Origin of the sequence: Neobacillus sp. FSL H8-0543 (genome assembly GCF_038592905.1) — a bacterium.
Taxonomy (GTDB): Bacteria; Bacillota; Bacilli; order Bacillales; family Cytobacillaceae; genus Neobacillus.
The window spans coordinates 4,629,859-4,654,155 of the sequence record NZ_CP151943.1 but is presented as its reverse complement, the minus strand read 5'-3'; the positions used below and the strand labels follow the sequence as shown (position 1 = coordinate 4,654,155).

General features: G+C 37.2%; 22 protein-coding genes. 6 read left to right on the top strand and 16 right to left on the bottom strand.

Annotated features, from left to right (window positions below):
* Positions 1 to 448: 448 nt before the first annotated feature.
* The 4 genes from NSS81_RS23230 to NSS81_RS23215 all read right to left on the bottom strand — a co-directional run bounded on the left by NSS81_RS23230 (position 449) and on the right by NSS81_RS23215 (position 5,682).
* Positions 449 to 1,513, bottom strand: coding sequence for a C45 family peptidase (locus tag NSS81_RS23230; protein WP_342430981.1), 1,065 nt, complete (start codon positions 1,511 to 1,513; stop codon positions 449 to 451).
* A gap of 164 nt (positions 1,514 to 1,677) precedes the next feature.
* A complete protein-coding gene (locus tag NSS81_RS23225; protein WP_342430980.1) occupies positions 1,678 to 3,282 on the bottom strand; it encodes a catalase in 1,605 nt (534 codons plus the stop codon).
* 242 nt (positions 3,283 to 3,524) lie between these two features.
* The gene (locus NSS81_RS23220) at positions 3,525 to 4,763 is read right to left on the bottom strand and encodes an ABC transporter permease (protein WP_342430979.1); all 1,239 of its coding nucleotides are present in this window, start codon (positions 4,761 to 4,763) and stop codon (positions 3,525 to 3,527) included.
* Complete coding sequence (locus NSS81_RS23215) at positions 4,756 to 5,682, bottom strand: ATP-binding cassette domain-containing protein (protein WP_342430978.1); 927 nt, start codon at positions 5,680 to 5,682, stop codon at positions 4,756 to 4,758. Before NSS81_RS23215 ends, NSS81_RS23220 begins: the two co-directional genes overlap by 8 nt.
* Before the next feature lie 246 nt (positions 5,683 to 5,928).
* Between NSS81_RS23215 and NSS81_RS23210 the strand changes: the two genes are divergently transcribed.
* Positions 5,929 to 6,165, top strand: coding sequence for a hypothetical protein (locus tag NSS81_RS23210; RefSeq protein ID WP_342430977.1), 237 nt, complete (start codon positions 5,929 to 5,931; stop codon positions 6,163 to 6,165).
* A 96-nt stretch (positions 6,166 to 6,261) separates the two neighbouring features.
* On the opposite strand, the gene NSS81_RS23205 is transcribed toward NSS81_RS23210, so the two are convergent.
* From NSS81_RS23205 to NSS81_RS23195, 3 genes are all read right to left on the bottom strand, one after another.
* Positions 6,262 to 6,876: a LysE/ArgO family amino acid transporter gene (locus NSS81_RS23205; RefSeq protein ID WP_342430976.1), complete on the bottom strand. Its 615-nt coding sequence runs from the start codon at positions 6,874 to 6,876 to the stop codon at positions 6,262 to 6,264.
* Between the two features lie 64 nt (positions 6,877 to 6,940).
* Complete coding sequence (locus NSS81_RS23200; RefSeq protein ID WP_342430975.1) at positions 6,941 to 7,414, bottom strand: VOC family protein; 474 nt, start codon at positions 7,412 to 7,414, stop codon at positions 6,941 to 6,943.
* 377 nt (positions 7,415 to 7,791) lie between these two features.
* Positions 7,792 to 8,736 carry an SGNH/GDSL hydrolase family protein gene (locus NSS81_RS23195; RefSeq protein WP_342430974.1) on the bottom strand — a complete coding sequence of 315 codons (945 nt, stop codon included), beginning with the start codon at positions 8,734 to 8,736 and terminating at the stop codon, positions 7,792 to 7,794.
* Positions 8,737 to 9,001: 265 nt separating this feature from the next.
* Between NSS81_RS23195 and NSS81_RS23190 the strand changes: the two genes are divergently transcribed.
* Together NSS81_RS23190 and NSS81_RS23185 are read left to right on the top strand one after the other, a co-directional pair.
* Entirely contained in the window at positions 9,002 to 9,181 is a 180-nt protein-coding gene (locus NSS81_RS23190) for a hypothetical protein (RefSeq protein ID WP_342430973.1), read from the top strand.
* Between the two features lie 214 nt (positions 9,182 to 9,395).
* Positions 9,396 to 11,516, top strand: a complete 2,121-nt coding sequence (locus NSS81_RS23185; protein ID WP_342430972.1) for an MMPL family transporter — start codon at positions 9,396 to 9,398, stop codon at positions 11,514 to 11,516.
* 92 nt (positions 11,517 to 11,608) lie between these two features.
* On the opposite strand, the gene NSS81_RS23180 is transcribed toward NSS81_RS23185, so the two are convergent.
* Entirely contained in the window at positions 11,609 to 13,318 is a 1,710-nt protein-coding gene (locus tag NSS81_RS23180) for an IS200/IS605 family accessory protein TnpB-related protein (RefSeq protein ID WP_342430971.1), read from the bottom strand.
* Between the two features lie 226 nt (positions 13,319 to 13,544).
* Between NSS81_RS23180 and NSS81_RS23175 the strand changes: the two genes are divergently transcribed.
* The 3 genes from NSS81_RS23175 (at position 13,545) to NSS81_RS23165 (ending at position 16,010) form a co-directional block, all read left to right on the top strand.
* Complete coding sequence (locus NSS81_RS23175; protein WP_342430970.1) at positions 13,545 to 14,216, top strand: response regulator transcription factor; 672 nt, start codon at positions 13,545 to 13,547, stop codon at positions 14,214 to 14,216.
* An 89-nt stretch (positions 14,217 to 14,305) separates the two neighbouring features.
* Positions 14,306 to 15,589 (top strand): HAMP domain-containing sensor histidine kinase, encoded by a 1,284-nt coding sequence (locus tag NSS81_RS23170; protein ID WP_342430969.1) that lies wholly within the window; start codon positions 14,306 to 14,308, stop codon positions 15,587 to 15,589.
* 19 nt (positions 15,590 to 15,608) lie between these two features.
* Positions 15,609 to 16,010, top strand: a complete 402-nt coding sequence (locus NSS81_RS23165; RefSeq protein ID WP_342430968.1) for a hypothetical protein — start codon at positions 15,609 to 15,611, stop codon at positions 16,008 to 16,010.
* A 72-nt stretch (positions 16,011 to 16,082) separates the two neighbouring features.
* Here the strand turns inward: NSS81_RS23165 and NSS81_RS23160 are convergent, their stop codons facing one another.
* The 8 genes from NSS81_RS23160 to helD all read right to left on the bottom strand — a co-directional run bounded on the left by NSS81_RS23160 (position 16,083) and on the right by helD (position 24,212).
* Positions 16,083 to 16,742, bottom strand: a complete 660-nt coding sequence (locus NSS81_RS23160) for an HAD-IB family hydrolase (protein WP_342430967.1) — start codon at positions 16,740 to 16,742, stop codon at positions 16,083 to 16,085.
* A 168-nt stretch (positions 16,743 to 16,910) separates the two neighbouring features.
* Positions 16,911 to 17,933, bottom strand: a complete 1,023-nt coding sequence (nadR, locus tag NSS81_RS23155; protein WP_342430966.1) for a multifunctional transcriptional regulator/nicotinamide-nucleotide adenylyltransferase/ribosylnicotinamide kinase NadR — start codon at positions 17,931 to 17,933, stop codon at positions 16,911 to 16,913.
* Positions 17,934 to 18,629 carry a nicotinamide riboside transporter PnuC gene (gene pnuC / locus NSS81_RS23150; protein ID WP_342430965.1) on the bottom strand — a complete coding sequence of 232 codons (696 nt, stop codon included), beginning with the start codon at positions 18,627 to 18,629 and terminating at the stop codon, positions 17,934 to 17,936.
* A gap of 24 nt (positions 18,630 to 18,653) precedes the next feature.
* Positions 18,654 to 19,424: an NUDIX hydrolase gene (locus tag NSS81_RS23145; RefSeq protein ID WP_342430964.1), complete on the bottom strand. Its 771-nt coding sequence runs from the start codon at positions 19,422 to 19,424 to the stop codon at positions 18,654 to 18,656.
* Between the two features lie 186 nt (positions 19,425 to 19,610).
* Positions 19,611 to 19,958, bottom strand: coding sequence for a hypothetical protein (locus tag NSS81_RS23140; protein ID WP_342430963.1), 348 nt, complete (start codon positions 19,956 to 19,958; stop codon positions 19,611 to 19,613).
* A gap of 204 nt (positions 19,959 to 20,162) precedes the next feature.
* On the bottom strand, positions 20,163 to 20,954 hold the full coding sequence (locus NSS81_RS23135) for a DUF2935 domain-containing protein (RefSeq protein WP_342430962.1): 792 nt from the start codon (positions 20,952 to 20,954) through the stop codon (positions 20,163 to 20,165).
* Between the two features lie 178 nt (positions 20,955 to 21,132).
* Positions 21,133 to 21,660: a YceI family protein gene (locus NSS81_RS23130; protein ID WP_342430961.1), complete on the bottom strand. Its 528-nt coding sequence runs from the start codon at positions 21,658 to 21,660 to the stop codon at positions 21,133 to 21,135.
* A 239-nt stretch (positions 21,661 to 21,899) separates the two neighbouring features.
* A complete protein-coding gene (gene helD, locus NSS81_RS23125; RefSeq protein ID WP_342430960.1) occupies positions 21,900 to 24,212 on the bottom strand; it encodes an RNA polymerase recycling motor HelD in 2,313 nt (770 codons plus the stop codon).
* Between the last annotated feature and the right edge of the window lie 85 nt (positions 24,213 to 24,297).

Sequence of the window (24,297 nt, the reverse complement as noted above, 5' to 3'; positions counted from 1 at the left end):
TATAAACCTTCCAAAACGACCGGGATAAAGGATTTTCCAACGGGTTGGTCGGTAGAATCCCCTATAACTACTGGGATGCTAGGCTATCGGCGTAATAAATCTATTATTAAAGATTTTTCGCTGGTACGGTAGCCAAAAGCAATAATTAACCACAAATTGAGTTTTTCCGGAAGTATGAAGCTCAATAACTTGTTTGCTGAAGGAAATTCTATCTCTGCCTTATTACTATTGCTTGCATTATCTCGCTATAACATCAAATAATTATTAAAACATTGGTCTATTTAGTAAAAAAAGAGTGCCATTTTAATTCAATTAGACACTCTTCACTTTAACTATTTCTTTGCCACATTTACTGTTATTTGCGTTGACAAAACGATGTCATGCACCTCTAAAGTGAACCCTTTAAATATGAAGAAGGCGGTGAGTAGATATAAGTGGGTATTCCCCTTTATTTTTTGTACCAGTCTGCTGGTTCCATATTTGCAAAAGGAATTTCTGTGTCTACTATCCCTTCAATCCTGTCAATCGAGAGGTCATTCCCATTCAACCACCTAGAAAAATCAACTTTGGTTGGTTCTTGATCTCCGCCAAGCGCAATCCAAGCTTCCATTTCTTTTGGAATATAGGCAGAAGTATGAATGGTTCCAGCCCAGCTGCCGTAAAGTTTGGAGTAAACTCCTTTATTCGTATCGTTTAAAAGCCTATATGCCTGTATTCCGCTTAATCCATGAACATGGTTTTCCTCGATCATTTGCTCTCTTTTTTTCGAATCATCAAGTACCCGGCGATTCTCCTCGGTCATGATTTTAAAATGATTGGTACAAGTAAAACCTTGCCGCACTTCTACTCTTCTAGGCGATGTTTCCACAATACTCGCTATCTTAGAGTTTGTATCAAATAGCACGTAGCTGAAGGAACCGCGGTGCGGAATCTCTTTTAGCAAATCAATCGCTTCTTGGGTATTGGCGCAATATTCAAGGATGAGCCTGCCAATCATATAACAGACAAAGCCGTCACCTGGACGTTTCCGGTTCATGAAGGTATAGCCCATCGTTAGACCTTTTTCGTTCATGCCATCACTTCTGCCGGTGATTTTCTGGCTCAAACCGATCGTCGCATATCCGCCGTCCGTTGGTTGATAAACGACGAACCGCCCGTCGTAGGTTTTTGGGTGGTAATCATAATTGCGAATCATATAATCTTCCCCGACATAGATGGAACATCCTGAAGGATTTATGTTGACCCTGTACCCACTGAATTCCAGCAATACCCTTTCTATCGGCCATTCCAGAGCATCCTGCAAACCTAAAAACTCTTCCCAGACCATCGGCGCTAATCGTTGGAAAACCTGTTTGGTCTCATCAATATTGATTCTAAAACGCGGTTTTCTTACTTTCCATTGCCGTTCCCGATTTTTTACCAGGATGGAATCTTTAAGCAATTTTCCTTGTCTCAAACCAAAATCATAATGTGTGCCACGAAATTGAATGACATCAGCAAAAACTCTTTTCATGATGATATCCTCCATTATTAAATATACATTTAGGATACGTGGAACAAACACAAAAAGAAAGGATTACGATTAATGGAGGGATAGAAAACAGAAAGGTGTCCGACACCTTCCAGGATGGTGCCTGACACCAACAAACAATAATATACTAATAGCACAGTCAAGATTTAATAAGGATCTGCTTCATGTCCCATCTTTTTAGCCTGATCCATCGCTTCATCTGCATCTACGGTGCTAGTATGTGTTGTCTCTTTCCTCATTTCCATTTCTTTCGCTACGCCTTCTTTGACTCTGTTTCCATAATCCGCATCGGCGTTCGTAAAGTATTCAATCATTTTATTCCTAATCTCTTCTCTGCAAACTTTTAGTGCATCAACTAGATTGCTGATGAGCTCGTCTCTTTCCCAGTCTTCAAAGCTCCGATAAGTTTCACCTGCTTGTCCAAAGTCGTTAGGGCGATCAATTTTTTCACGAACCAATTTGTCATTATAGTGTGGCTCATGAACTTTACCTATCTGTTCAGCTTCCTTTAAACCACCTATCATGGAAGGCTCATAATTGGTATGTGGATCTTGAGCTGGTGCATTATCCACATGAAAAGACATTTGGCCCCCACGCTGATTCGTTGCCACGCGCTTTTTCGGTGCATTAATTGGTAGCTGCAAATAATTCGTCCCTACGCGATGGCGCTGCGTATCAGAATAGGAGAATGTCCTGCCTTGTAGCATTTTATCATCAGAAAAATCCAATCCATCTACCAATACTCCGGTACCGAACGCTGCCTGCTCTACCTCATTAAAATAATTTTCCGGATTTTTGTTTAAAACCATTTTTCCTACCTTTAAGAATGGAAATTTATCGGTTGGCCATAATTTTGTATCATCTAATGGATCAAAATCCAACTCAGCATGGTAATCATCGCTCATGATTTGAACGCAAAACTCCCATTCAGGATAGTCCCCACTCTCAATTGCCTCATACAAATCCTGGGTAGCATGGCTTACATTTTTCCCTTGTATTTCTTCTGCTTCCTTTTGAGTAAGATTCTTAATCCCTTGCTTCAACGGTTCCCAGTGGTACTTGACTAAAACAGCCTCTCCATCCTTATTAACCCATTTGTATGTATTGACACCCGATCCCTGAATTTGGCGGTAATTCGCTGGAATACCCCAAGGTGAGAAAAGAAAGGTAACCATATGTGTAGCTTCTGGTGTACCAGCTAGGAAGTCAAACATTCGCTCAGGGTTACTTAAATTTGTAACTGGGTCAGGTTTAAAGGAATGAATCATGTCAGGAAATTTCATTGCGTCACGGATAAAGAAGATTTTCAAGTTATTACCGACAAGATCCCAGTTTCCATCCTCTGTATAAAATTTTACGGCAAATCCTCTAGGATCACGTGCTGTTTCCGGTGATTCCATTGCGCCTGCTACCGTTGAAAAGCGAACAAAGACAGGTGTTCGTTTCCCCTCTTCCTGGAATAGCTTTGCTCTTGTGTATTTTGAAACTGGTTCATCCCCTACTTTTCCATAAGCCTCAAAATAGCCATGGGCTCCAGCCCCGCGTGCATGAACAACGCGTTCAGGAACCCTCTCACGGTCAAAATGAGAAATTTTTTCGATAAAATCATAATTTTCAAGTGTTGATGGTCCTCGGCTACCAACTGTTCTAATATTTTGGTTATCTGTTACAGGATGACCTTGGCGATTGGTTAACGAATCCGAGCTTTCACCCGTTCCTGTTGATTGGGAGCCCCTTTGATTTTCTTCCACTCTCTTTCCTCCAGTTCTAAAAACAATTCTATATATTTATTTCCAATTTGATTTTTTGTATGTATTCTATTCTTATTATAAATAGTCTGTTGATAGCTACTACTTCAACCAAAACTGAGTTTAAATCAACATTTAGCAATAAAAAAAAGGGACTATTAAGCTAAAAGCTTAATAATCCCTTTGATTGAACAATTTTTAAGTGTGATTTGTAAGGTTAGTGATCAAAAAACTTTACAATAAGTTTAGGCACGTATCCATTTCCAAATTTCTTTTGGTGTAGCATTTTTTCCATACATTAAGATTCCTGTTTTAAAGATTTTACCTGCAAGCTTCATAAACAACCAAATGCTCACAAGTAATATAGCAAGTGAAATCATTATTTCTATCCACGGCCAGCTCTCTAATAAAGTGAGACGTAACAATAATACTCCAGGTGCAGTAAATGGAATATACGTACCCACTTGTGCGATAAGACCGCTCGGGTCACTTATTACTGGCCCAATGAACATAAAAGGTAGGAACGGAAGCATCATTACCATACCTTGAAAGTTACCCGCTGAGGACATATCAGCCATAGTTGCTCCGACTCCTACAAAAAGAGCTGAGAACAGAAAATATCCTAAAATAGCTATTGCAATGTATAAGATCAACTCTGGAACTAATAAGTACTCGAATAATGGGATGTCTAGTTTCCAAAGTGCAATTGGTATACCAAAACTTAAAAATACAACCGCCTGTACCATTCCAAGACCAAAGTATCCTATGATCTTCCCTTGCATCAATTCCGCAGGTGTCAGCGAGGATAAAATGATTTCTGCGACTTTATCTTTCTTTTCTTGAGAAGCACTTTGAAATATATACATTCCTGAGAACACAATCGATAACAATATGATACCAGCAAACGCCCCAGGTATTACACGTTTGAAAGGTTCTTCACCTGACACTGATTCATTAGTGTCTTTATCTACCTCTACTTCATCAACCATTTCTTCTTCAAATACGATCCCCTTTGAAACAGCAACTAGTTCTTCATCAGAAAAACCCAACTGCTTCATATGTATTGTTTTTAGAGGTGTTGCTAACACTTGGACTTGATTCATAAAGAACTGGTTAATGTCTTCGCTCGTATAAACAGAAAACACACCACTTTCGAATGAAGATTGATCAAGGAAAATGTATCCCGTATTTTCCATTTTCTTCAGTTCTTTTACCATGACTTCTTTACTTTTGTCAGTAGGTTCTATCTCCCAATTCAATTCTTGAGCTGCAACTGTTTCTTCAATCGCTGTGAGTACTCCTAGATTGTCATTAATTAGGACACGCGTTGCAGGTTCTTCCTCCCCATCTGAATCCCCGAAAATACTTCCAATCAACATAAATCCCAAAAATAGAAGTGGGGTAAGAAACAAACCGATAAGGAAGGATTTATTTTTCATATTTCTTTTCATTTCCCATTTTGCAACCTTTAGGGTATTACGCATTCGCCTCATTCCCCTCTTTTAGCAAATTATTATCTGTAGCAATATCAATAAATATTTCGTGTAGTGAAATTCTGTCTATTGACAATTCATTGATCTCCAAGTTTTCCGGTAAATTTCTCACCCAGGAAGCCACCTTGACATCCTTCGTTAGGTACAGAATAATGGTTTCGTCTGTTTGTTCCACCCGTTGTACTTCCGGTAAACCGTGAACATCTACTCCTTTATTTTTCCCTCTTATAGTGCATTTGAAATTTGCGTACTCCTTTTTCACATTATCCATCGTTCCATAAATAACCTTTTGTCCACGATGAATTAAAAACAATCTATCACACATTTCTTCCACAAGATTCATTTGGTGAGAGGATAATAGAATCGCAGTACCGTTTGCTGCAAGACTCCTTATTTCTTCTTTAAATAGCTCCTGACTTACTGGATCAAGCCCGGAAAAGGGTTCGTCAAGTATTAGAAACTCTGGTTCGTGTAAAATTGAGGCGATAAACTGTACTTTTTGGCCCATTCCTTTTGACAATTCCTCGACAGAAGCATTTTCCTTTCCTTCCAGACCAAATTTTTTTAGATAAAATAATGCCCGTTCCTTTGCTTTCTTTATTGGATAATCCTTTAAATCCGCTAAATAAAGAAGAATATCCATTACCTTTACATTTTTATATAGTCCTCGTTCCTCAGGTAAATAACCAATCTTGCTGCGCGGGATCTCTGCACTCCCTTGAAATGTGATTCTCCCTTCATCCGGGTACATAATCCCCATAATATTACGAATGGTTGTAGATTTACCCGCTCCATTCGGTCCAAGAATTGCCATAATTTCTCCCTTATTAACTTCAAAGGAAATACCTTTAAGGACTTGTATATCTTTAAATGACTTATTCAAACCATCGACTTTTAAAAACGTTTCCACTTATCTTCCTCCTTCTTTTTCACCCATATTATGTCTAATATAATTTCCGATTGCATTGTAGAAAGGTTAGAAATAATGAGTATATTTAAATAATATTTCTATTATCTTACTACGAAACTATTACTAGAAAGTTTCAGCTATTTTCCGTGAAATCTATTTGGAGAACTTGTTACTGCTTTTTCTCAACTGTCATCCGAATAGATCACACTCTTTTTTGTCATATTAACAATAAAAGGAGATGATTAGATGTCACGTGAAAATGAAAATCAACATGTTGAAGCTACCCCCCATTTTGACGGAGAAAAAGAAGGTATTATTAATGATTCTACAGCTACTTCTGGCAAAACAATGGGTGTTCAAATTAACAATAATAATAATAATGTGGAATTCGCACTGGAGAGAAACCCATTCCATTTCAAACCTAAGAAGGACCCTGAAATGGAAAAGTTCGAAAGATTAATGAGGGGTAATAAAATAGAATAGTGCATGGGATGGTAAAAGGTCTTATTGAACTGAGCTCACTAAGAAAAGCTGCCTTCGATGGCAGCTTAATTTTTTATGAACCCTTTAGTGAACATTTTATTTTGGGATTAATGTGATAATTAGATAGATTGCTGTTCCCCACATAATTAAAGCAGATACTTTATTTAAAATGGATATAAAGCCTCCTGAGTTATTTAACTTTCCAACTTGCCTTCCAACTAGTGCGAGAGAAAAAAACCAAATCCAAGATATTCCAATACAAGCAAAAGTAAACCCTAGCCTTTCTATGCCTGAGTACGAAATTGAACTTGTTCCTATTACTCCGATCGTATCCATAATTGCGTGAGGATTTAACAAAGATACTGAAGCGGCAAAAGCAATTTGCTTCTTTGGAGAGGGTGCTTTTATGTCCGATGAATTTGAAATAGGCTTACTTTTCCAGGTCACAAAGCCCATATACGCTAAAAAAATGATTCCAACTGTTAATAGAACAACCTTTATCCAATAAACCTCCAAAACAATGACTGATACACCTAAAACAGATAAAGAAATAAGGATCGTATCACAAATGGATGCAGTGAGTACAACTGGTAAGGTTTTACTAAATTTCGGTTGAGTTGCACCTTGATTAAAAACAAAAACATTCTGAACGCCTAATGGGAGAATAAGTCCAAAAGCCAAAATAACCCCGTGAATAATTGCACTTATCATATAAAACTTACATTCCCTTCTAACTATTCCTTTTTTTGAAGAAGTATATCTATCTTATTGTCTCTTATTGTCTAAATTTACTATTTACTAATAATTCCTCCCAATCTTCAAATGACAACTTTTCAGTAATATGTTTTAATTCATTAGGAACTTCAATATAACACATCAATTCTAAACTATTTCCATCTGGATCATCAAAATAGACAGAAGCATTTCCCTGATGTGGTCTTACAAATGGCTCAATTGATTTTCTACTTCCAAACGTTACAGCTTCAACTTGTATGGATTCAAGCCATTTTATAGACAGTTTTAAATCATCATAAGTTACTCGAAAAGCAATATGTCTTAAAGATGGGTGATATGAAGTCTGGTACTCCTTTCCTTCCCACAACCCTAACCAACTTTTACCATCCTCTATCCAAAAGAAAGCAGTGTCTTCATCACGCCAAGCAAACTTCAAACCCAGTTTTTGGTAAAATCTAATTGATACTTCTAAATTTTTAACAGGTAAATGTGCTTCATATAATCCCTTTATCATAACTTCCCACTCCTTTGATATGTATTTTATCTTCAACTTTCCTGTCCCAAAAATAAATAACTAAATATACATAAAATAATTTTCTATGGATAGACGATTGTTTTAATGATCTAATTTTCAATTACAATTTCTCCCTCACCTGTTGGTGCTTCGATATAATCCTTTAGTTTCTATAGGGACTGTCTAGCCTTTACCTGAATATTGTACCAATCCCAATTAAAGCCAGAAACATTTCGCACAACTAATCTCCCGTTACTTCAATAAGAAAAAGTGATCCTTCGTTATTGAAGAATCGCCCTCGAAATTGTATGATGATAATCTTCAAATATTTTGGTGTGAATTATCACCCCTTATTCCCTTAGCTCTATGTTTCACGATTATGTTTCTATTTCGACGGTAGTAATCTCAGTTTCCTCATTGGATTCTTTTAAATATTCTAAAACTCGCTTGGCCATTAGTTTGTATCCGTTTGTATTTGGGTGGAATTTATCATCCGCCAATAAGGAAATATTTGTATCACTAAATAGATCTTTTATTGGAATATAGCCCATATTATCATATTCTTCTGATAGTGATTTTCCGGCTTCATTCCAGTTGTCTATGATCAAATCAAGTTCTTTTATTTCACCAAAGTATTGTTCAAATGGATTATAAAAACCAATTAAATAAATTTGTGTTTCGGGGTTCAACTCATTTATTTTATTTATAATGGATCTTAACCGCTCTATATATGCCAACCTTTCCTCTTTGAAAGGTTCCATCGTAACGTTCATAAAATTTGATTTTAGTACTTTCATAATATCATTTGCACCAATAGTTATGAGAACAATATCCGCCTCTTTAATAGCAGAGGAGATGGCTTCTTTTTCCAACCGTTTTAGTAATTGGTCTGATCGGTTCCCTTTTTTTCCGAAGTTTTCTACCGTAATATTTAAGTTATTGTCTTCAAATGTATGATTAAGAATGCCAACATACCCGCCGTTCTCGGTTTCATCCCCAATACCTTCGGTCAGAGAGTCGCCAATTGATACAATTTTTAGATCCTTTTTGAATAAATCTAATGCACCTTCCACTACTTCCCTAACCTTATCCTTAATATCTTCCGTTATTGATTTTTCATTCTCTTTAACCAGTTCAGCTTGTATCTCTTCTTCAGCAGCTGTAGTATCTCCTGTATCATCTATTTTCCCTTGATCATTAGAAGCAATCGCCTTTACACTTTCTACCTTCCCTTGATTATGGTCTGGCTGAAGTAAATAAAGAAAAAAACATACGAATAATAAACCTGTAATAAAGATGATTACTGCTTTTTTTCTCTGCATAAATCCATCACACCTATTATTATTGTAAAATTCTAATCTAAGAAATAATTACTTAGTTTTATATAGTTTATTCATTTTAACATGCAGGAGAGCATACCGAAAGCAACAAACCTTGTTGTTTTTAGACAGGTGATTTCTTATCAATTATTGAATATAATATATAAACCTTTTACCCCATCTCAACATAGATTAAAATTTATTCATTTATAGGGGTGTATCAAACAAAAAGGGTTGCGCAAAAGTCTATATTCGAGAGGTGATTAGGATGACATTATTGGGATGGTTTTTTTGGGGAAGTATCCTATTGGTTATATTAGTGGCTGTTATCCTTCAGAAGAAAGGGATAAACCCCCCTCCAGAGAAAACGGAAAGTCAGCTGAGTGCCGAAAGACAGGCACTTGAATCAAATAAAAATAACTTTCCAGGTGGTCCCGGCGGTAATTAAAGAGGTTGGATTCCAATTAATATGAAGTTCCATGAAAATAAAGTGCCAGGGATATCCTACTTGGATATGGTTCCCTGGCATTTTTTCTATTTATACACTGTTTCTTTTAATTACTTTAGTACTAAAGTCTTTCACCAAATGTAAACAAAAGTTGATATTGAATTTATATTCGTAAGGTAATATAACACTCGAAGTACATACTGGAGGGTTCATAATGAAAAAACTTTTAAATCCAATTACCGATTGGGTTTCAACAAAGCGCGGAATGTGGATTACGATTATTGCCTGGCTTGTCCTTATGGTTGGCTTAAGTGCCGGACCAATGCTTGGTGACTATAAAGTAACCAATTTCCAAGCACTTCCTGATGAAGCACAATCAATCATCGCTGAGAAAAAGACGGAAGATCTTTTTCCAAACGAGCAAGGAACACCAGGAATTCTGGTATTCCATAATGAAATTGGTGACATCAGTATAGATGAAGTCACACAAATCTTGAATGGAATCATTGCTGAAGATATTAAAGGGATAGAAACCATCGTTGATATTAGCGCACTCCCACCGCAAGCATTGACTGGTTTTATTTCTGAAGATAATTCAACCATGATTGTCCCGATGGAGTTAGAAAAAGGTCTGGGGAATAGCGAATATTCCGAAATCAATGACAAAGCCACTGAAGTGGGCACAAAAATCGCAGATTCACTTGAAAGTACGAAGTTTTATATCACGGGTCCAGTAGGGATTGCGGGAGATACGATTAAATTGTTTGAACAAGCGGACTTTGTCCTCCTGTTTTCAACGATTATTATTATTTTAGTCTTACTAATTGCTATATACCGTTCACCCCTACTTGCCTTTATTCCGTTACTTGCAACAGTTATCGTTTATCAGATTGTGAATCAAAGTGTAGCCTTAATGGGTGCTGGTGGTTTAGAAATCAATAATGCTACCACTTCCATCATGAGTATCTTGCTTTTTGCTGCACTAATTGATTATTCATTATTTGTGTTCTCTCGTTACCGTGAGGAGCTTAACAAATATGAAAGTAAATATGATGCCATGAAGTATGCCATGCGTGCCACTGGTGAGCCGTTATTTTTTGCCGGTGGAACCGTGTTTGCTGCGATGTTGGTTTTATTTTTTGCAGATTTTCGTGAATATCAGAACTTTGCTCCCATCTTCGGGATTGCGGTGTTCTTTATCATCCTAGCGTCTGTTACATTGGTACCTGCACTGTTTACGTTATTCGGCAGAAAAGCCTTCTGGCCGAAGGTTCCGAAATATGGTGAGATGAAAGAAATTAAACACGGAATCTGGGGGCCGATTGGCAAATTCGTCGTAAACAAGCCTGGTATCTCTGGCGGAATTGTCGCGATAATACTCGTCGTTACGGCTTTGAATGTGTTTAATCTTGAGTATGAATTTGATACAGTGAAAAAGTTCCCGAAAGACTTGCCTTCTCGCGTAGGATATGAAATTGTAGAGGCAAGATATGACAAAGGCGAGCTTGCACCTTCCACCCTCCTCATCATTAGTGAAGATGCTTTGAATCAAGAAGATTCAACAACAATCATCGAAAAATTGCAGACTGAAAAGGAAATTGCAGCTGTTCGGATAATGGGACAAACGGAGGATGCAAAGGCATTAAAGCTAAGCGTTTCACTATCACTGAATCCATACTCTAAGGAAGCTCTTAATTATGTTGATGATTTACGTGAAAAAACACCTGAAATGTTAAAGGATTTATCCATTGATGGAGAGGCTCATTATAGCGGAGTGACAACAAAACTAGCCGATGAGCGTCAAGTAAATAATAAAGATATAATAAAAATTGTGATTCTAGAAACTCTACTCATCCTATTATTATTATTTGCTCTTACACGTTCCATTAAGATGCCACTTTATATGATGGCAACCATCCTATTATCCTATGTATCTGCATTGGGACTTGGAATATTCCTTGTAGACGTCTTGTTTGGATATGAAGCAGTGGGTACTCGTGTTCCAGTTTATGCGTTTATTTTCCTAGTGGCACTGGGGATCGATTATAATATTATCCTTGTTTCACGGTTTATGGAGGAAAGAAAAACGCATCGTGTGAAAGAGGCACTTGAAATTGCTATCCGCAATACTGGCGGTGTGATTTCATCAGCAGGTATCATATTAGCCGCAACTTTTGCAGCACTGACCACCATGCCAATCGCTGATCTCTTCATTTTTGGATTTATGATTGCGATTGGGATCTTAATTGATACGTTCCTTGTGCGCGGTATGTTACTACCAGCATTAATACTATTATTTGAAAAAGATAAGCAAACCTCTCATAATAGACATTGAACTACCCACCACTTAACAACCTAAAGGGTTGTTTGAAGTGGGGGATTCTTGTAATGCAAGACATATATACTGGATATATGACCGTTTCCCGTTCAACTAGGAAGGGTTTTTCCACTTTTCAATTTCAACAAACCTTTTTTCTCCCAATCTGTGAGAGCCTTGGGAAAGAAGAGTTCGTTCGACAAACGAAACTTGTCTACATCAAAAAGTTCTGATTGGTAGTACGCACACGTGCGTACCCCTTTCAGCAATTTAGAAACATACCCCCACTGCCTCCAATGATGGACACCTATTATCTTCTCCGGTAATAGTGTGTTCAACACAGGTGGGAGTTTTTCTTTGAAACCCAAAGCTCTTCGTGCGATGACATAACTGGCAGCTTCATGGATAGAAATGCCGCATCGCTTCATGTATTTCATTTTTCCAATTTGGCTGGTGTAAGCTGGATTCACATCAAAAACAGCCACGCCCATTCTCTCTGCCCTAGCTTTAATGGAAGATATCATTTTCTTATAAGCAAACATTGACATTAAGTGGTTCGCCCTTTTATTACCATACGGCCTTGAAGCTTTCGATGGAGTCGTGTCCAGTTTTTCAACGGCAATGGGTTTGTTCAACCGAACAGCAATATCCACCAATTCGATGGCTTCTGCTTCTATGATTTTGGTGGCTTGATTAGAGGTTTTTCCTGCTAAATCAAATGGTAAGGACCAGGACGAAAGAAGCTGGCCTTTACTATTTACATTGGAAATGGCAAAATGATTAACATTGCTGTCGATTCCTATAACACCATCCAATTTTGAATAGTTCTTATACGGATTGGGTACTTCCTCAATGATGCATTTAAAAATGTAATAGTCACCGTGGTCTTCCACGGACCAGCCAAGGGGTTTACCATATTTCTTTTTATTCTTGCATTTTTGTTGAGTAAAAATGCAGGATTTTACCAGGTCATTTCTATAAGGAAAATGAAGCTCTTCTATACTAACTACTACACCTGCTGGAGTTTTAAAGCTCAACTTGTTATTGTCTGGATCATAAAGAAAGACGAAATTCCCAGAACCTGCATCCTTCCGTCCGGAAATCGTCATTTGACGATAACGTGACTTCTGCCAATCATATTTCCATTGCTTATGGTTCTTCGAATACTTCTCCATGGTAAATTGAGATTTAAATCGTTTTTTTGTGCCAAAGACCACGCTTGAAACCTTTGTTTTTAATTGTTTTAATTCTTCTAGCCGTCTGTTTTGTTTTAAGGTGAGGAAGCCAATTTTGTTTCGAGCTTTTTTGATTTGTATATCTAGATAGTGATGTTCAAACTTATAGGCATGGTAGTAGAGGTCAGTTCTATGTTTAAAGTTGACGACAAAAAAGTTTCCAGCTTTTTGTTCTTTGGAATTCTTGGGGAAGGACGGGTTGCCTTTGACAAACGATTGTTTAATCTTCATGAGGGTGGTCAAATGGGATTTCTCTTTTTTTAACTTTCTATTGTACGCCTTTATTTGTTCTTCTTTGCTTGTGGTATAAAGCTTATTTAACTCGGCTAAACTTTTTAGTTTTGCATTTGCTTCTTGGACAATACTGTTCACATAATAATCATCGAGTTGGAACTGTTCCTTCACGGTAAGGTGGAGAGATTTCGTACGCTTTATCTTGCCTGAACGCTTTTCTTTGACCAATGTACTAAAAGCAAAATGTTTTGCTTTGTTAAATACAAATAGAGCATGACCAATAGCCGCCACGTTTTCTCCAGACAACGTATTTTTATAGATACGGTTCGAAAAATAGGCTTTCCTGCTCATAGGTCCTGCTCCTTCCTATTTATTTCTTACTTCATTATAACAGAATGTTTGTTCTGTTACTAGCAAAAACCTGCTCCTCTGGAGAGGCAATTAATCCATCCCCTTCCTACTCATATGGGCTACGCACTACTCACTCCTTGAGGAAGGGGTCTTCTTGCCAAAAAAAGATAAATAGAATATAAAGGGTTCGCCCTTTGTATTTTTCCCTTTTTAGGAGGTATAACCTATGAAAATTCTCGTTGTAGATGATGATCTATATATACAACAGCTTGTCTCAATCCATTTGAGCCGTGAAGGCTATCAGGTCATTCGGGCTAATCACGCGGAAGAAGCCTTAGCGTTCTTGGAAGAAAAAACTGTTGATTTAGCCATTGTCGATGTAATGATGCCCGGAATGAATGGTTTTGAGTTAACGAAAATATTAACAGAGGATTTTTCTATCCCTGTTATTCTGTTAACTGCTAAAGGACAGCTTGACGACAAGGAACAAGGCTTTTTATCTGGATCAGAGGATTATATCGTGAAACCATTCGAAGTGAAGGAACTGCTTTTCCGCGTGGCCGTCGTGTTACGACGTGTCGAACGGGCATTAGAAACAGTCATCAATGTCGGGAATCTTTTGATTGATCGGAAAAGCTTTGAAGTAACCATCAATCAAGAAACGATTCTACTGCCTCTAAAGGAGTTCGAATTGTTAAGCCTCTTAGCCTCACGCATAAACAAGATTACTCCTAGGACTGCATTAATTGAACAAGCATGGGGAGTCGATTATGAAGGAAGCGAACAAACGCTAAATACCCATATTAACCGTATTCGTGAACGGTTGAAAAAGTACGAAGCAACGGTGGAGATTCAAACCATTCGGGGTATTGGTTATAAGCTTGAGGTAACCAAGTGAGAACTCTTTATCGAAAATTTATTGTAGCCACTCTTTTTCTTTTAATCATAAGTATCACGATTGGATTTGTATTAGCCAACTTGGTGTACATGTCGTCAACAAAGCAGAAGATTGATCAACAAAATGTGGAGATTGCGAAGGAAATTGCCTCAAACCTTGAAATCAATAACCATCTTTTCTCCTTCGAGCCTTATTTGAAATCGATTAGTAAGCTTGGGTATCAAATTTATGTGTTAAATGATTCGGGGAAAGAAGATTATTTTGGTCAGCCTTTTACTAAGACTGATCTTCCTCAGGAAGCCATGAGGGTCCTTGAAGAAAAGAAAACCTACCATGGAATGGAAAGTTTCTCTAGTCAGTTTTTAATGATGGGACATTTCTCCAATGATGTTAAAAATACCGTTGGGGTCCCGTTCAACATGAATGAGCAGCAATACGGTTTATTCTTGCGTCCCAATAATAAGCTGCTTTTTTCCGATATTCATATCATTCTTGCCGGGTTTATTCTTGCAGTTTCGATTATTAGCATCATAGGGGTCATATGGTTTGCCAAGTATCTTATTCAACCGATCACAAAGTTAACGGAAGCGACAAAAGAAATTACACGAGAGAATTTTAATTATTCTTTAAAAATTGACCGGAATGATGAAATTGGTGAATTGATTAAAAGCTTTGACACTATGCAGAAACAATTACAGCATAATGATCAAGCGCGAAAATCGTTTATCAATGACGTTTCACATGACTTCCAGTCTCCGCTCATGAATATTCAAGGGTATGCTGAGCTATTAAAGTCACAGGAAATAACCGAACAGGAACGCAGTGACTACTTGGAAATCATTGACCATGAATCAAAACGGCTTTCTAATTTAACAAAGCAACTACTGCTGTTAACGTCCCTTGATCAGAATGCCTACCCGATGAAGCTCTCAAACGCCCAAATCGATGACCAGATTAAAAAAACCTTACGCAGGAATCAATGGCGACTCGAGGAAAAAGAAATCGAAGTCTCCTATAAGCTCCCTTCCATCCGAATGAAGGTTGACGCAGAGCTTATGAGCAATGTTTGGGACAATTTGCTGACTAATGCGATTAAGTATAATGTCCAGGGAGGTAACATCTGGATCAATCTAGAGAAAACAGATACCTTCATTACCATCATTTTTAAAGATACAGGTATAGGCATTTCCCAAGAATCAGTCAGCCAGATTTTTGACCGTTTTTACCGGGTCGATTCGGCAAGAAAAAAAGATGGGACAGGACTTGGGTTATCCATCGTTAAACAAATTATAGATCTCCATGGAGGAGAAATTACGGTTGATAGTAAGCTTGGCGAAGGAACTTCCTTTACTCTTCGTCTTCCGTATAAATAGAAAATTGGGGGAAATGAAAATGGAACAAACATGGAGTATCCGCTTAATCCGATTTTCGGCCATATTTGGTATGATTGGAACCTTTTTAGGTGCACAAATGTCTGGAAATATGGATTATTCACTAAGACCAATTCACGCACATATTTTGCTGGTAGGATGGCTATCAGTATTTGCATGGGGAATCTTTTATAAGGTGTATACAGTTAAATACAAAAAGCTTGTAGCTTTCCACAGCATTCTGAGTATGATAGGTGCTGTCGGGCTAACCTTAGGGATGTGGATGTACAATATAAATCCCTTTGAATTAAACGAGACCCTTGTAATGGTACTCTTTATCGTTGGTGGATCCTTACTGTTACTGGCTTTTTTCCTATTTGGCATCATCACTTTCCTAATTGAAAAGCCGGGAAAACGGCAATAACCAGTAGAAACTCCCTTCTAGTATTTGAAGGGAGTTTCTTTATAATCTGATAGTCGATATTTGCGTGACACCCTAAATGACTTCCCATTTCTTATGATTAGCCACTTCTAATAGCCGAGGTTCGGGATTAACTGCAACAGGATTGCCTACTAACTCAAGCACATTTAAATCGGTGTAACTATCCCCATATGCAAAGCTATTTTCCCAATCAACTTCTGTATCAGAAAGATGAGCATTGATAGATGCCGTTTTCCGTTCACCGTAGATATAATTGATAGGTGCTTTTTTTGGCAATTTTTCATCCGTATAGGGAATACTGCTTCCAATGATAAAATCAAAGTTCACATTTTTCGTGACTGAGTGTAGTAACGGTTCATACGCGCCTGAGACCAGCATCGTATAATAGCCATCCGATTGGTGCTGTTGCAGTCTATGTAAAACCGACTCGCTTAAGTTATGACTCATGATCTCGCCAATTTGCGAAAAGAATTGCTCCACTTCAACTTTGGGAGAAGTGCCAAAAGCAGCGATATAGCTCCACATTGAATATTCTTTAAATTTCTGTTCAGGGTAAAGCTTACATTTGTAGGCAGCATATACAGGTAGAATCCTTAGGAAGAAGTTCCGATACTTCTGAAAATGAACAGGATGATTCTTCAAATGACCCATTAATAGCGGGAAAGTCTCCTTAGGAAATAACGTTCCATCGAAATCAAAAATTGCAACCTTCATACGATCATCCTTTCACTTTTTCCTTTTATTAACACATAGGATAAGGTTACCTCACCAACAGCACTTTGTCTAATCGAACGCCTACTATCTGTATTGTAACCTCGGGCGACCTTTTCCCATGCAAAAGGGAACGATTCTATTTGTATCGTTCCCTCGCCTAATCCCGTTTCACTTTACTAGCTTTTCAATTTCCTCAATTGCGCCCCTTAGCCTAGCCTCATAATCTCCACTCAAAATCTTATAATCTATATTATTATGCTTGTTTAGTAATCTCTTTAAATCCTGATTGTTTTTGTCCCTAACGGCTTCCTCTCCATGAGCTCTTAGTCCATCATTCACCCACTTCACATCAGGTTCCAGGTATAGCCAAAGATCGTAATCTTGCAGGTTAGCGATTTCATCAAGGATGGTTTGATGTTCGTTATTGTATAAATTTGAGTAAAATTGGGTCACGATGGCTTCCGTATCGATAAAAACGACCTTATTTGCTTTTTCGATTGCCTTCATTTCCTCCAACTTATGGCCAAAAGCAATTTTGTGATAATCTTCCTTTTGGATAATACCTTCACAACCGCCTATTTCTTCACAAACCATTCGTCCATACTCTTCAACATAGGTTGTGTTGTAGATTTTTGCAAGGTTTTTCGTTAAGGTAGATTTTCCACAGCTCTCGGTTCCCACCACAACCACCTTTTTTATAAAATAGGGTCTAACAAAGTCGGGAATGAACTTCCAATGACGAAATACCCCTTCCTTACGAATCGCCGTAGCGGAGATGTTAACATGTGAGCGGTTCGGATCAATCAGGACATGCTTTGAATCTGGATAAAGTTCCTTAAAGATACCTTTATAATCACACTCCGAACTAAACACTGCATCAATCGGCTTTCCAATTCCCTTTTTAATTAATTGAGCTCCTTCCTCCCAGTTGTAGTGATCATTATCTTGATCATCTTCAATCGAGATTACTTTTACATGCGGCATCTCTTTCGTTAACTGTGATAGCCAGCGCAAACGAATTTGAGGCGGAATATACTCCATTTTTGTATCATCACATAATTCCTTATCACGCAGCTCACTATGTGACAAAACAACGTACAGTTCATCAACGACGGACGAAGCATAAACGATGGCATACACATGACCGAGATGGAGGGGAAGAAACTTACCGCCAATAAAACCTACCGTCATTTATTTCACCTCATTCATTTGTTTTTGATACATTTTGCGCCAGTTTAGGTATCCATAAATGCTGTTAACTAGGAAGGCGGACCACATCACTAACATCGAAAAATCATTCCCACCTTGAGAGAAGAGCACACTTAGCCAGAGGAAAATTGATAAGACATTTACTGCTATCCAAAGAATCCATTGCTCCGTTAATCGTTTTAACATCATGATTTGTGCGGCAATCGACAATACATTTGTCGCTGAATCCGTCCAAATATTGTTACCCCCCAGGTATTTCAAAAAGAACCCATAGCCAATCGTAAGGATGAGGATGGATAATATAGTATAAAACCAACCCGATCTTGAAAGACTTTTAACTTTGACATCTTCCCCTTTAACGACACGATCTGTTTTGTTCTTTTTCCATAAATAGATCCCGATGAATTGTATAGGAAAGTAAAACAGCGCATTTAACATTACCTCTCCATAAAGACCATAGCCATATGCAATATAGGCATAGGTTAACGTTTGAATGATCCCAAAGTAATAATTTGAAATTTTTCCCTTCGCTACTAAAACTACGCACAGCATTCCACTTATTGATGAAATCAAGCCAATGAGTGAGTCTGACCAAACAAAGAAAAGATAAACGATTACCATCGTAAAAGTGAACAGCCAAGTAATTTCAAACCGCGTCCAATTTTTAACTATCCCCATCTGTCTCTCTCCCCTATCGTCTTTTTAACCTTTTAATTTATTTTTATAGACAGAAACAATCGGTTGAAATTCATTAAAACGATAGAGCTGTGCAGGTGTTTTCGAATACTTATTTGACTTCTTTGGCTTTCCGTTTTCCGATACCGCTTCAATAAAAGGTAGTGTTGGAGCTTTCCTAAAAAAGGCAGCATCTGTCGATATCGATGGGTCATCCAAAACGGTTAATAATACCCCTTGCAGTTCTGAAAGAACAAACTCTTTAGGAAGAAAATGTTTAGCAAGTGTAGTTAATGCCATATCCTTTTTTATAAACCATAGTGCATCATCAATAATCTTTCGATGATCAAATGCAAGATTAAGGGCCTTAGCCTCTTCAATCGTAAACAGTTGGATATCAGAGGCATCATACGTCGCTTTCCGGCTCTTTAATGCAGCTTCATTCGCAATGACGTAGTGAGCATTTGAAATAATCCATCCTCTTTTGTCCCGGCTCGGAGAATCATAGACGCCAAAATGTTTAATACGCAGTCCATCTACTCCTGTTTCTTCCACTAACTTGCGTTCCGCTGCTTGAAAAGCCGTCTCGTTCGGACGAACAAATCCACCAGGTAACGCCCACTTTCCTGCATCAATATTCGAATTCCCTTCATGGTCCCTTTCACTTCGTTTAATCAACATGATCTTTAAATTTTTTATCGGAGGCTTATACTCCCCATTTCCCAGCGATGTAATCGTAAAGACAGCAATATCACTCGTATAACCATCCGGTGTCGTAAAATTATTTTTAGGTTCCATTTTTAGCAACTCCTTTAATTAACAATTTGTTAATTGTTAATTAAAATATATTCCATTTTTTACTGTTAGTCAAGAATTTTCAAAATAAAATTTGTAGTTTATGTTTACATTCAATACCTCATCAAAAAAAATTGACGCCATCATAATTTATGATGGCGTCTAACTGAATACATTTTGGTTTTTATTTCATTCTACTTCTTCTGAAACATAATAAATTTGCCAGCCTTCTTTTGACTTTACCAAAATCATTTCACCATAAAAATTTGTTTTCACACCATTTTTACTGGTATGTATCAGCTTGTAATAAACAGTGGATGTATAAGTCTTTAATAATATTACTTCAAACTCTAACAAATCGATATGACCAAAATCCTGAATATTCCTCCTTATGAACTCCTTATCACCATAAGTTACCTTGATAAAATGATCGCTTAAAGTTTGAATATATCCCTCAGGATTTTTTTCATTTAATGTGGTAATCATGGACCTAACAAGAAAAGTTATCTCCCTCTCTTCAGACTTATCAAACCCCATGATCAATAAACAGCAAACAAAAGCCAATATAAGCAGGAGTTTCCTATTTGAGTGCTTCAAACCTATTCTACAGACCTTTCCAAACTCTACATTTTTCCAATACTATATTTTATCCTGCTTGGATGGATATATTCTTACTGCTAGTTTCTCGAAATTAAAAAGGATCTGACATTTGGAAAAGGGCGTGCCAAAGAAGGCACACCCTTATTTACTAGTCAGATTAGCTTCAAACATGTCTATGATATGCAAGAACCTTTCCGCTTCTCTAAAGGTATGGTCTGCTAACAAAGGATGAATATTGCTTTTTATTTTACATGCTTCAATAAGATCTCTGGCTGTTTTCTTAAAATCCCTTAAGGAAACAACTGAAACTCTATTTTGATCTAAGAATTGGCCAAGTATCGGTTTGGTTTCCGATTGTGGTCGCATATATTCCAAATCCACTGCTTGAAACAATAATTGGTCAAAATCATGACTAAACTCTCTAGCTTGGTCCACTAACTTTCTTTCCGAAGGATCTAAAAGGTGTCCGATAAACTTAGCATGGTCAGCCATTATCTTTAAGAAAAATACATTTTCTTCAATTACAGCATCTGGTGTCGGGGCTAATATACCTTCATTTAGTTCTTTTAATCGATTAGCAAAGTATGCTGCCTCTCTGCTTATATGATCAACTAATAAGGGGAAATTATTGTGCCTGATTTGACAGCGAAGAGTTAAATCTAATATCTTCCTTTTATACCCATAAATAGACGCCGCCGCTTGGTATACCTCGGAATTAAATGCTTGAACTTGGCGTAAATCTGAATCCACCGTAAATCTAGATAGCTTCTCCTCAATCCTCTCGAATAAAGCCATAAACTGCTGTGCTTCTTCAATTAACTGCTTCTGTTCATAGGTGAATCCTAGACTTAAAAATAAAGAATGTTCTTTCATGATCCTAGACCAAAATTTAATTTCGTCTAATGATCTAACAACAATCGGATTTGCAGCCATGTGGTCCCTCCTTATTAAACATCTCCTCCCCAATATATGGATTACTGTTAGTCCTAATGCCCTATCCTTACATCTAAATTTATCAGTACCTATCGAGATGCTTGAAAAAAAAGTGACAGGCACCTTCCAAATAATGGATGGTTCCTGTCACTTTTTTTCTAGAAGCATTGTAACTAAATTATGCTGCTGGGTTTAATTCTAATTCTACTTTGATTTTGATGTCTTTACCTACAAGTACGCCACCTGTTTCAAGTGCTGCGTTCCAAGTAAGACCGAATTCTTCACGGTTGATTTTCGCTTCTGCTTCAAATCCGTAAACTGCTACACCCCATGGGTTTGTACCTTTACCGCCAAATTCAACATCGAAAGTTACTGATTTTGTTACGTCTTTAATCGTTAAGTCACCCGTTACCTTGAAATTTTCTCCATCTTTTGCAATGCTTGTTGATACAAAATCAATTGTTGGGTTATTTTCTACGTCAAAGAAATCAGCTGATCTTAAGTGGTTATCACGATCTTCACTGCGTGTGCTGATGCTTGCCACGTCAAATTTGAATGAAATAGATGCTGTAGTTAGATCTGTTAAATCTGCCGCTTCTACGTCTGCTGTGTAAGATTCAAATTGTCCTTTTACTTTTGATACCATCATGTGTTTTACTTCAAATCCTACGCTTGAGTGTGATTGGTCTACTGTCCATTTTGTCATTTTAAAATTCCCCCATTTTGTTTTTTTAGTTAGAATTCGAGATATATATCCAAAAAATTGTTTACCCAGTAAGGCAAACCCGTCGAGATATCTAAGTTGAAATTATTCTACGAAAATAGTTTGAATTAAGTTATCTTTAACTCGAGATAAATTTACCATATATTCATTTGCAGTGTCAATACTTTTCAATAAAATTTTTCCAAAAATAAAAGTGACATCAATGGTGACTGTCACTTTTTTTACTTCATCATTTCAAAATGTCCGGATGCGACTTTATTTAATAATAAACTTGATTGCTCACTCGCATATAAATACAACCTATGCATCGGTCTTGTCATCGCCACATACAACAATTTTATATCGATTTCTTTTTCCGTAAAGGATTCCTCCAAGGACAGAATCAGAACTGCATCAAATTCTAACCCTTTTGAAAGGTGTGATGGTAAGATTACAACGCTTCCCTTTTGCATATCTTGTTTTTCTTCTAAAAGCTGTATTGGAAGGTTACTATTTTCTAGTATTTTATGTATTCGTACGCACTCGCTGTCGGTTCTTCCAATAATCGCAATCGAATGTAATTCTTCGTCTTTAAGTAAATGAATATCATGTTCAAGGGTCTCTCTTACCTGTTCCAAATTGGTAGGATTAATTTTCGTAAACCGTGGTTTGTCTCCATGTCTAATAACTGGTTCTACTTTTGGCAAATCTTTATCCATAATTGAAAGAATATCATTGGCCAAATGCATGATCTCAATCGTTGTTCGATAACTCTTTTGCAGCGTTTGATAATTAGCATTCGGGAAAATATCCTTTATTACAGGTTCCCAACTATTTAGCCCTCGATAGGAATGAATTCCTTGGGCTAAGTCACCCACAATTGTAAATAGCTCTGTTTCAAATCCTTCTTTCATTGCAGCAAATTGAAAATAGCTATAATCCTGCGCCTCATCAATGAAAACGCTCTTCATTTTATATTGTTCTTCAATGCCCTCTAGTTTTGCTTTCATATAAAACAACGGAGCTAAATCCTCAAGCTCCAGAGCATTTTTAGCAAAAATCCTATGACTATAGGTGCTTAATCTAATGCATTCTCTATCTGAGAGATTAGGTGAATACTTTTGTAAAAGTTCACGCGAAGTCATCAGCTCCTGGTATAACGTAAACATATCCCTTTTAACAAAAGAATTCATATAATTTTTTACCGCTACCTTCGACTCCTGTCCCACCGCAGTTATTCTATTTTCTTTTCTTTCCATTAAGGATACTACTCTTTCTCTTCTTTTTTCCGGATCCAGTCTGGTGCTATAAAGCGCCTTATCTAGTGCATCATCATATTTTTTATTTATTTTGGATAGAATCATTGATTTTTTTAGTCTTAAATCATTCGCTAATAAGTTTTTAACTTTATCCAGCCTTTTATAGATAGGTAAGTATCGAAATTCTTTTAAAAAAAGTCTATTGAGTTTTTCCCCTTTCATTAGCCGGGATTTTTCAATCATAAAATCCTCGGTGGGTGCCAAAGAAAATTCAATTTCTTTCAAATAGGAATCAATTAAATCCTTAAATTCCAGAGATCCTTTATAACTAGAAACCCATTGGATCGATTTTGATTTTTCATTTCCTTTAATGAGCGTCATTAATTTTGAATTGGGAGAGATTAATTTAATTTTCTTACCTAAACACATTCTCATAAAATCAATATAGGTGGTTTGTTTGATCTTGTTTACCCCTAAATCAGGAAGGACAGCGGAAATGTAATCGATAAACAATCGATTGGGTGCAAGAATCATTAATTTTTCGGGAGGAAATCGATATCCGGAAGAGTATAGGAAATAGGATATTCTATGAAGAGCAATCGTTGTTTTACCACTTCCTGCAGCACCTTGAACAATAATCGGATGTTTAAGGGACGCTCTAATGACTTCATTTTGCTCATTTTGGATAGTCGCAACAATTTCGGTTAATCGATTGTCAGCTTTTCCTGATAAGGACTTCTGCAATATTTCATCATGTGTGGTTAAATCGATATCTCGAATCTCTTTTAACCATCCATCCTCAATTTCATATTGTCTCTTTAAAGATAAATAACCGCTTTGTGTTTCACCGTAGGCGTCATACGTCACATCCCCTAGCCGACCATCATAGTAAACATTTGCAATCGGAGACCGCCAATCAACAATAATCGGGATCTGATTTACCCGGTCAAACAGGGAGGCTTTCCCGATATATAAAATCTCTTCGTAGGTGTCACCACTGCTAGTAAAATTAATTCGAGAAAAGTATGGTTTGCTGATGACGCTAGCTAGTCGTTCTAACTCACTCTCGGCCAATTCTAAATATTGAGCATTCGTAAGTAAGGTCATGTAGCTTAAACTACTATCTGATGTATCGAGTTCGGCGAATGCTTCTTTTAGATTCTCAACAAACTGCTCTTTATTCCCTTTCGAAATTTCCAAAATGCTTTTTATGTATTCCTTTGTAAACTCTAAACGCTCAATCTCTGCTTGATAATCCTTATGTTCAAGAACGGATTTTTGTTTTTTCGAGCTCATTTTTTATCAGTCACCTCATAATAGAAAGTTTTATATCTATGTTACTGGATGGCAACAAAAAGAAACATCTACAATTTTCTTTGTA